This window comes from Methanobrevibacter sp., from assembly GCF_045577275.1.
Lineage (GTDB): Archaea > Methanobacteriota > Methanobacteria > Methanobacteriales > Methanobacteriaceae > Methanobrevibacter.
The window spans coordinates 1-9595 of record NZ_JAZNIB010000299.1 but is presented as its reverse complement, the minus strand read 5'-3'; the positions used below and the strand labels follow the sequence as shown (position 1 = coordinate 9595).

Sequence of the window (9595 nt, the reverse complement as noted above, 5' to 3'; positions counted from 1 at the left end):
AATCTAAAAATAAAAAATATAAGAATAATTAAAAAAATTTAGATAAGACCAAAATAAAATATTTTGGCCATTTTTGGGCAATCCCAAAAAGATTGAGCATATTCTATTTTAACAAGTAAAATATGAATTGCTTAAATTCTAAATTTTAATTATTCACTTTGAGCTGCTTTTAATTGAGCTTTTGCTAAAGCTTCTGCTTCGTTTTTCTCGATAGTAGATCTAATCATCTTCATTCTTACGAAGTTTTCCCTTTCCATCTCTTCAAGTTTCATATTGATTGACTTGATTGTAGCTTGGAATCTAGGAATCATAATGTGTTCAAGAGAGTTTACTCTACGTTTAGTAGCTTCAATCTCATCAGCTAAAAGATAAATGGTCTTTTCGATTTCTCCTAATTCAATGATATATTTCAAAGCAGTTTCGAATTTTTTAGCTGCTTCGTCTAATTGAATGGAGGTGTCTGAAAAACCGTATCCTCTATCAACTATAGTTCTTGATTCCATTTCCATATCTGCGATAGGTACGGAAACTCCCATAATACTTCTTGAAGAAATATCTACTTTAACAGATTCTTTAACAGATAAAGCTGCTTTTTGAACAGCCAAATCACCCATTGTAATTTGAGCTTCAGTAAGTGCTTCGTATGCTTCGGATAAATTGGTTTCCGCATTTTCCCTTGCACCTTTAACTCTGTCTAAGATATCGAAGAACTCTTTAATCAAAGCGTCCCTTTTTTGTTTTAACAAACTGTGACCTTTAACTGCAAGTTTTTCTCTATCTTTAAGAGCTAATAACTCCATACGGGTTGGGTTAATACCATCAAGTATTTCTTCTGCCATACTATCCTCCTAAAAGATAATATTTTACCTAAAACTTAAATTCGTGACGAATTTAATAAAATATTAATTTTAAATCTAATTAGGCATTAGACTTATTCTGGGTAATATTTTGCAATAAATTCGTCTTTTACTCTTTTAAGTTCGGTCTTAGGTAATATGGTTAATAATTTCCAACCAAGATCTAAAGTTTCAACAATACTTCTGTCTTCATCTTTAGCTTGAGTAATAAACTCATCTTCGAAAGCTTGAGCAAATGCTAAGAAGCTTTGGTCTCTTTCAGTAAGAGCATCTTCCCCTACTACTGCAACTAAGTCTCTTAAGTTACGTCCTTCTGCGTAAGCGGAATAAAGTTGGTCAGATACACCACTGTGGTCATCACGAGTCTTATCGTCACCGATACCACCACTCATCAAACGAGATAAGGATGGAAGTACGTCTACAGGTGGATAAATACCTTTCCTGTGGATATCCCTACTGAGTACGATTTGTCCTTCAGTAATATATCCGGTTAAGTCAGGAATTGGGTGAGTAATATCGTCTTGAGGCATAACTAAGATAGGCATCTGAGTAATTGAACCTTCTTTACCTGCAATACGTCCTGCACGTTCGTAAATACCAGCTAAGTCAGTGTACATGTAACCAGGGTAACCTCTACGACCAGGCACTTCGTCCCTAGCTGCGGAAATTTCCCTTAATGCTTCACAGTAGTTGGATAAGTCAGTAAGAATAACCAATACGTGCATACCAAGTTCGAATGCCATGTATTCAGCAGTGGTCAATGCCATTTTAGGAGTAAGAATCCTTTCAATAGCAGGGTCGTCTGCTAAGTTCATGAATACAGTTACTTTTTCTAATGCACCAGTTCTTTCAAAGTCTCTCATAAAGAAGTTTGCTTCTTCGTGAGTAATACCCATAGCAGCGAAGATTACTGCGAACTCGTCATCAGAACCTACTACTTTAGCTTGTCTTGCAATTTGAGCAGCTAAATCGTTGTGTGGTAAACCAGATCCTGAAAAGATAGGTAATTTTTGACCTCTTACCAAAGTGTTCATTCCATCAATAGTGGAAATACCAGTTTGGATAAACTCTGCAGGGAATTCTCTTGATGCAGGGTTCATTGGGTTACCGTTAATATCTAATTCTTTATCTGGGATGATTTCTGGACCACCGTCAATAGGTTTACCAGTACCGTCGAAGATACGACCCATCATGTCTCTTGATACACCGATTTTAGCAGTTTCACCAGTAAATCTTACTTTGGTGTTAAGGGTGTTTAAGTCAGTAGTACCTTCGAATACTTGAACAACAGCAACATCATCTTTTACTTCTAATACTTGTCCTCTTCTGTGTTCTCCGGTAGGAGCTTCAATTTCTACGATTTCGTTATAAGCTACACCTTCAACACCTTCTACTACCATTAAAGGACCAGAAACTTCAGAAACTGTTGTATATTCTCTTGTTTTAATATCAGCATTCATTTTTATACCTCAGCACATTGTGTTACAACTTTTTCTTGAATTTCTTTTACTCTTGCTTCAAATTCATCTTCTGGGATGTATTTCATTCTAGCAATGTCCTCTTTAACAGTTAAAGCTGCAATTTCTTTTACATCTGCACCACGTTCTACAGCTGCACTTGCTGCTTCGTGGAATTTAAGAATAGTTGCTAACATACCTGCTTGTTTAATTGGAGAACAGTATGTGTCTACATCGTCGTATGCGTTTTGTTGCAAGAAGTCTTCTCTTAACATACGAGTGGTTTCCAATACAACTTGTTCAGAGTCTGGTAATGCATCAGGACCTACTAATTGTACAATCTCTTCAAGTTCTGATTCTTTTTGCAAGAGAACCATAGCTTGATCCCTGTTTGCTCTCCATTCGTCTGAAGCGTTTTCTTGCCACCAATTGGTAATACTTTCTACGTATAAAGAGTAACTTTGTAACCAGTTAATGGAAGGGAAGTGACGTTTATCTGCAAGAGATGCATCTAATGCCCAAAATACTTTACAAATACGTAAGGTGTTCTGAGTAACCGGTTCGGATAAGTCCCCACCAGGAGGTGATACCGCACCTACTACAGTAACGGAAGATTCTTTAGGATCTTGACCAAGAGTGATTACTCTTCCAGCTCTTTCGTAGAACTGTGCAAGTCTGGATGCTAAGTATGCTGGGTAACCTTCTTCCCCAGGCATTTCTTCTAATCTTCCTGAAATCTCCCTCATAGCTTCTGCCCATCTTGAAGTTGAGTCTGCCATGAGAGCTACGTCGTAACCTTGGTCACGGAAGTATTCTGCAATAGTAATACCAGTATATACACATGCTTCACGAGCTGCTACTGGCATGTTAGAAGTGTTTGCAATAAGAACAGTCCTATCCATAATTGGATTTCCAGTTTTAGGGTCAGTAAGGAATGGGAACTCGGTAAGTACTTCAGTCATTTCGTTTCCACGTTCTCCACATCCAATATATACCACAATATCTGCGTCTGCCCATTTAGCTAATTGTTGTTGGGTAACAGTTTTACCTGAACCGAAAGGACCAGGAATAGCTGCTGCACCACCTTTTGCTAAACAGAAGAAAGTGTCTTGTGCTCTTTGACCAGTAATAAGTGGAATATCTGGGTCCAATTTTTCTTTGTATGGACGACCTTTACGTACAGGCCATTTTTGTAACATTTGGATTTCTTCAATTCCATCATCAGTTTCTACTTCTGCAATAGTTTCAAGTACTGTGTATTCTGCTTTAGCAGCAATTGATTTGATTGTACCTTCAATCATTGGTGGAACCATAATTTTTTGTAATACTGCAGATGTTTCTTGTACTTGTCCAAGTACATCTCCACCAACAACTTTGTCCCCTACTTTAGCGATAGGTTCAAAAGTCCATTTTTTCTCTTTGTCAATAGAGTCTACATCAATACCTCTAGCAATGTAATCACCAGAAATACCTTTGATGACTTCTAAAGGTCTTTGAATTCCATCAAAAATGGAACCCATTACACCAGGTCCAAGTTCTACAGATAATGGACCTCCAGTACTTTCTACTTTTTCACCAGGTTTTACCCCAGCAGTTTCTTCATAAACCTGAATGGTAGCGGTGTCGCCTTCAAGCTCAATAATCTCACCGATAAGCTTAGCTTCACCTACTCTTACCACTTCATACATTTGAGTTCCTCTCATCCCATCTGCGACGATAACAGGACCTGCAATTTTAATAATATTTCCTTCATTAATCATTTAACCATCTCTACCCCGATAACTCTCTTAATAAGAGCTGCCATTTGATCAGCACCGCCTTCAGATGAACCAGATTTGTCTGGTATCTCAATAACCATTGGTAACACATCAGAACCAAGACGTTTATTAATATGTTCTCTTATGTTATCAGCTATCTTTTGTGTAATTATAATAATTGAAATTTCATCGTTCAATAACTCATCAAGAGCATTTTTAGCTTCTTCATCATTATTTACAATAATACCTTTTTTAACTCCACCAAGTTTAAAACCAGTGACGGTATCGATATCTCCTATAATAGCGACATCACTCATACTAACATCTCCCTAATTTTAGATATTGGGAAGTCTTCTTCTCTTTTAGCTCTTGCAATGACTTTCAAGTTTCTGACTTCAACTTCTTTTTGAGACAAGAATCCTATTATAGGTCCAATACCTAATGGTTTTTTCATGGAATAGGATTTTGCAGAGTCGACTAAAAACTTATCTAAAGCCTTTTCAAAGAGAGCTACAGATCCAGTCTCATTGTATTCAGGAAGCACATCAGTAAGTACATCAGAGTATTTTGTTCCTTCTAAAGAGGAAATAACTCCAGTGACATCTTCCGCTTCCATAAGATCTTTAAGCTTCCATTCTCTTAATTGGTATCCGCTATCAATCATGTATGGACTGATAGCATCATAATCTAATCCATCAACTTTTGCTCTTAATATTAATTTAATATTAGCTACATCAACTTGATTTCCAACATATGAATAGAGTATTTGTTTGTTTTCATCAGATGGTGTTTCTGAGGAAGCAAGCAATTTGCTTAAATAATATTTATCTAAAGCAGATTCCAAAGGAAGAACCATACCTGTTTTTTCATATTCAGGAAGCACTTCTTCTAAGATAGGTGCATATTCGGTTCCGTCTAATCCTGCAATAACATCAGTTACGGTATCTACATCAGATAAGCGTTGTAAATCATCATATAAAGAACCTGTAGGAACTAAAAGTTCTTCAGTAGCTTCTTTGCTTAATCCTGCTTCTTTAGCAGTTAATAAGCTTTTAATATTAGTAATGTCAGATTTTTTAGCCATTACCTTAAATGAAGTTTGCACTTCTTTAGGAGCCATTCTTGAAACTAAATCGTAAGTTTCACCAAGTTGAATATCTAATGCCTTATCAAGTGTGTAATTATCTAAGTATTCAGCATAGTCAGGAGATCCTCTGAGATAATTGGAAATTTCATCAATGTTGTTTGCTTCAACAAGTTCAGAAATTTGTTTTTCATCAAATAATCTTCCTTTTCTTGCTCTTACTCTTGCATTAGGATGAAGATATGGATAAATGTCTAATATTGGACGAGTTGCAACGATTACAACAATTGCACCAATAACTACAAATGCTAAAAGAACGATTGCTAAAAATGCCTCATTAGAAAGTCCTAAGGAACTTATTATTGTAGCAATTCCATCAGCCATAATTCATCTCTCCTAATTAAATAAAGTTTTTGCAACTTCTGAACGTAATGATTTCTTAAATCTTAACATTCTGGATTCAATAGTGTTATTAACTTGAATTTCACCATTTCTAGTTCTTAATATAGCTCCACCAATAGTATCGATAGGTTCACCGATTTCTAAAGTAGTTTCAACATCAGTTTCATTGGAAACTTCTGTAGCGATTGAATTAAGATCAGAAGGTTTTTCACGTTTGATTAAAGATTTAATTAAACCTACAATGGTCTCTAATTTATCTTGAACCTTAGGAATATCCTCTGCTTTTAATAAAACGATTAAATCTCCGCCTCCGATTTCTACAGCTGCTTCTTTAATCATTTCAACTAAAGCATCAACATATTCAGGGTCATTGGTATTAGCCATATTTGTCAAATCTTCAGTAGCTTTACTGAAAGCTTCTTCGATTACATCTTCTTTTGCCCCTAATTCTGCCCTACGAGCATTCATTTTAGCTTCAGAAATAATTTGTTGATATCTCATGTCTGCTTGTTTTGCTGCATCATCTGAGATTTTAACTTTAGTAGCTTCAGCCCTCTTTTCACCGTCTGCTAAAATAGCTTCGACTTTCGCTTGAGCTTCGCTAATATTTGCATCCACTTTTGCTTGAGCTTCAGACATTATGTTAGAGACAATTTTGTCTGCTCCAGAGCTCATACAACTGACCTCCTTAACCTAATATTCCACCGAATACCATAAGTAAGATAGCAATCAAGAAACCGTAAATAGCTTGAGTTTCTGGTAATGCAGAGAAAATAATACCTCTTGCAAACATGTCGTTATCTTCAACGATAGCGCCAACAGAGGAAGCTGCTGCCATACCTTGTCCCATACCGGAACCTAAACCTGCAAATCCAATAGATGCACCTACACCTATAGCTACAATACCTGCAGTATCAGATAATCCTGATCCTCCACCTAATAATCCTGAGAATACAAGTAATAAAATAGCAATCAAGAATCCATAAATAGCCTGAGTTTCTGGTAATGCAGAGAAAATAATACCTCTTGCAAACATGTCGTTATCTTCTGCTACAGCTCCAACAGATCCAGCTGCTGCCATACCTTGTCCTAAACCGGAACCTAAACCAGCAAAACCAATTGCTACACCAGCACCTATTGCTGCTAAAGCAGTACCTAAAGCAATATCTACCATATAATATATCTCCTTAAATTAATTTGTTATAATAAATCTTCAAATATAATTACTATATTTTGAAATAGAACGTAAAGTTCTTGTTAAAAGAACATCATTTTATAAAAATTGTCTATTTTGACAAGTTATAAGCATAAAGTTCTTAATTTTTTAAATTATGAATTTTCCATAATTTTCCTTAAATATAAAATCACATTTCCAATAATTTCAATTTAAGTATCGAATTATAAAACTATAAATTTAAATTTTGATTATTTTTTGATTTTTGTAAATTGTCTTTTCGCTTTAAAAGCTTCGAATGAATGTTTTCCACCCATATAGAATTGAGAGAAGAACTCTACATAGTTAAGACGCAAAGCGTTAACACCAGCACCTAAGACTTGGAAAAGGAAGTTTGCAATATGTCCACCAATAAAGATGATGACAGCTAAAACAATACCTACAACTGGAATCATATCGTTTACCATGTTAGTTAAGATGTTTACAGTCATAGCAATACCACCTGTAGCTAAACAAAGAGCTAAAAGACGAGCGTATGATAATACATCTCCCATGAAACCGAATACATCCATAAGTCCGTAAGCACCATTAGCCCATATGAGCATACCAAGGGCAGCAATGATAAGTACTGCACCTAATCCCATTCCAATCATTCCGATTGCTGGGAACAAGAATCCTAATACGAGTAAAATAATACCGAGTTCAAATACGAACCAAACAATTTGAGAACCGATTGCTTCTTTCTTCTCACCATATCTTAAGTTGTCGATTGCACCTAAGATGAAACCTATGTTGGTATAGATTACACCGATTACAATAGCAATAACCAAGATAGTAGCTGGATATTTGAATGCATTGATTGAATCAATAACAGTAGGAAGAGCAGGTCCCCAACCTAATATTCTAGTCCATAAGTCCCCGAGTAAACCATTGGTTACAAGACCTAATATAATAGCCCATAAACCACTTGCCATAATGATTAATCCACCATCATGCATGGTTCTGTTGACTTTACCCATTCCTCTGTAGAGGATGAATCCTATGATTGCAACTAAAAGACCATATCCTGCATCGGTTAAACAGAATCCGAAGAAGAAAGGATATGTAATAGCTACAAATAATGTAGGGTCAATTTCATTGTATTTCAATGGGGAATACATTTCAACTAATAATTCATAAGGTTTAGCATATGCACAGTTTTGCTGTAAAACCGGAACGTCTTCTGCATTATCTGGAACTTCTTCAACTTCCATGATTGCATGACCTTCAGTTGCAGTCTCAATAATAGCTTGAGCTTTTTCTACATCTTTTTCAGGTACCCATGCTTCGAAGACATATGTTTTATCTGTTTCTGCAAAACCAGCGAAAACCTCATTTTTATCTTTTTCGTTTTCTAATTGTTCTTTTAAAGCAAGAACTTCATCATCCCATTTTTCTGCTACAACTTTCAATTCAGCTTTAGCTTGGGATCTTTCACTTTCGATAGCTTGGAGTCTGGATTCAGAAGAGGAAATAAGACTATCTGGTCTTCCTTCTAAACCGTCAGTTTCAAACTTCTCGAATTCATTTTTCCTCAGTAAGGTATAGATATCATCCTTAAACTCATTAGCAACGACGACCACCATGATATAATATTCTTTTTCTTCGTCTGGAACTAATTCGTAGAAGAGATTATCTGTAATCTTACTGTATTCATCTTTGAATTTCTGAGCTGACTCAGCACTGATCCTACCAACAATGGTAGAAGTGTACTTAGAATCACTTAACAGACCTAAATCCATATCTAAAGATTTTAGCTTATTGGCCAAAACTTTATTTGATTCAAGTTTACTCTCTTCACTGTCTAGTGCGGCTAACTTATTTTCAATACCTTTTGTTTCACCTTCAACCTGGCTTAATGTTGATTCTGCATAAGCTATCAAGCTTTCAGTATCAACATCTTCGACTTCTTTAGGAACTGGAAGGTCCGGACTGATGAAGGACATTAACATGTCTTTCATACCCTGCCCTTCAGACAATGAATCTCCCAGTAAATCGGAGATTGCACTTGTCTTCATAAGAAGTGAAGAGATCTTACCGGTGTGCGGTGCAACTTTTGAAGGTTTCAAAAGTTCTGCTAGCTTAGGATCTTGCTGAATACGTTCAGAAATATCATTTATTTGGACAACACCCTCGTCGTGAAGTGCACTGACTGTAGGACCAGCGTATTTGTCCAAAGTTATAACATTAAGCTTACGCATTCTCGCAGTTCTAAACATTATCTCACACTATAAAATATTTTTAACAATAATTGAAGCAGCTTCACCTATATTGCCTTTAGCAGCGTTTTTGATGTTAGCAACATCTTTTTCTGCTTGAGAAGCAATAGATTCAGCTTCTTTCTTTGCATTTTCTTCTGCATTAAAAACAGTAGATTGAGCTTCTTCGCTAGCTTCATTCTTAGCAAGTTCAATCATTTCATTAGCTTTAACAGTAGCCTCATCAATCATTGCTTTCGCATCGACTGTTGATTGTTCTACTAAGGAATCAGCATCGCTTTCAGCTTTTTTTATTTGGGTAATAGCTTCTGATATCCCTGCCATAATAAATCACCATGGTAATTTTATTTTTATTTTTGTTAATATATATATTTTATTAAAATATTTTAATATTATAATATAATAAGGAAATTATAACGACATTATAAATTCGAGTTTTTTTAAAAAATTGAATTAAAATTTCTATGAATATTTGGAGAAAATTGAAAAAAATCTTAAAAAAAATTAAACTGATTAAAATTGATAAAAGTCCAAATAAGGCGATTAAAATAAAGATATGAAAAATAAAAAAATAGCTTTCATGAAAAAAACTTGAAATTTCATGAA

The 9595-nt window shown here is 35.4% G+C and carries 9 protein-coding genes; all 9 read right to left on the bottom strand.

What is annotated here, in order from left to right; all coding sequences use genetic code 11:
- Window positions 1-149 precede the first annotated feature (149 nt).
- Entirely contained in the window at window positions 150-839 is a 690-nt protein-coding gene (locus tag ACKI67_RS08600; protein ID WP_407463126.1) for a V-type ATP synthase subunit D, read from the bottom strand.
- Between the two features lie 92 nt (window positions 840-931).
- Complete coding sequence (locus tag ACKI67_RS08595; RefSeq protein ID WP_407463125.1) at window positions 932-2317, bottom strand: ATP synthase subunit B; 1386 nt, start codon at window positions 2315-2317, stop codon at window positions 932-934.
- A gap of 2 nt (window positions 2318-2319) precedes the next feature.
- The gene (locus ACKI67_RS08590) at window positions 2320-4074 is read right to left on the bottom strand and encodes an ATP synthase subunit A (protein WP_407463124.1); all 1755 of its coding nucleotides are present in this window, start codon (window positions 4072-4074) and stop codon (window positions 2320-2322) included.
- Complete coding sequence (locus ACKI67_RS08585) at window positions 4071-4388, bottom strand: V-type ATP synthase subunit F (RefSeq protein WP_292778585.1); 318 nt, start codon at window positions 4386-4388, stop codon at window positions 4071-4073. The genes ACKI67_RS08590 and ACKI67_RS08585 overlap by 4 nt, the downstream gene beginning before the upstream one ends.
- On the bottom strand, window positions 4385-5539 hold the full coding sequence (locus ACKI67_RS08580; RefSeq protein WP_407463123.1) for a V-type ATP synthase subunit C: 1155 nt from the start codon (window positions 5537-5539) through the stop codon (window positions 4385-4387). Before ACKI67_RS08580 ends, ACKI67_RS08585 begins: the two co-directional genes overlap by 4 nt.
- 12 nt (window positions 5540-5551) lie before the next feature.
- A complete protein-coding gene (locus ACKI67_RS08575) occupies window positions 5552-6232 on the bottom strand; it encodes a V-type proton ATPase subunit E (protein ID WP_407463122.1) in 681 nt (226 codons plus the stop codon).
- Window positions 6233-6245: 13 nt separating this feature from the next.
- Complete coding sequence (locus ACKI67_RS08570) at window positions 6246-6731, bottom strand: V-type ATP synthase subunit K (protein WP_407463121.1); 486 nt, start codon at window positions 6729-6731, stop codon at window positions 6246-6248.
- A gap of 251 nt (window positions 6732-6982) precedes the next feature.
- Window positions 6983-8989 carry a V-type ATP synthase subunit I gene (locus ACKI67_RS08565; protein WP_407463120.1) on the bottom strand — a complete coding sequence of 669 codons (2007 nt, stop codon included), beginning with the start codon at window positions 8987-8989 and terminating at the stop codon, window positions 6983-6985.
- A gap of 9 nt (window positions 8990-8998) precedes the next feature.
- The gene (ahaH, locus tag ACKI67_RS08560) at window positions 8999-9313 is read right to left on the bottom strand and encodes an ATP synthase archaeal subunit H (protein ID WP_407463119.1); all 315 of its coding nucleotides are present in this window, start codon (window positions 9311-9313) and stop codon (window positions 8999-9001) included.
- Window positions 9314-9595 lie beyond the last annotated feature (282 nt).